We start from the raw sequence: 616 nt of genomic DNA, 5'->3' as shown, positions 1-616 counted from the left end.
GCTTACCATTACTTCCGTGGTTCTATGCCAGCAGGCCGTATCAACATCGGTGTTCCTTATTACACCCGTGGTTGGCAAGGCGTAACTGGTGGTGACAATGGTCTTTGGGGCCGAGCAGCGCTACCTAACCAAGCTGAGTGTCAACCAGGCACAGGTGAAGGTGAGAAGAACAACTGTGGTAACGGTGCTATCGGCATCGACAACATGTGGCACGATTTAGATCCACAAGGTCGTGAAATGGGTGCAGGCTCGAACCCAATGTGGCACGCGAAGAACCTAGAGAAAGGCATTTGGGGTTCTTACGCTCAAGCTTACGGTCTAGATCCAGTGAACGATCCTTCTGACAAATTGGTTGGTACGTACACTCGTAATTACGACAGTGTTGCTGTAGCACCTTGGTTGTGGAACGCAGAGAAGGGCGTATGCCTATCTACAGAAGATAAAGCTTCTATCGAAGTGAAAGCGGACTACGTTATCGATAAAGAAATCGGCGGTATCATGTTCTGGGAACTAGCCGGTGACTACAACTGTTACGTACTAGATGCAAATGGCAACCGTACTGCTATCGATGCAACTGAGCAAGCGTGTGCTGCGGGTAATGGTGAATACCACATGG

At 49.5% G+C, this 616-nt stretch carries 1 protein-coding gene; it reads left to right on the top strand.

Annotated elements, in window-relative coordinates; all coding sequences use genetic code 11:
• A partial coding sequence (locus R8O11_RS29095) for a glycosyl hydrolase family 18 protein (protein WP_318195105.1) occupies positions 1 to 616 on the top strand: 616 nt, incomplete at both ends.

This window comes from Vibrio sp. 1288 (assembly GCF_033344475.1).
This window is presented reverse-complemented; position numbering and strand designations above follow the sequence as displayed.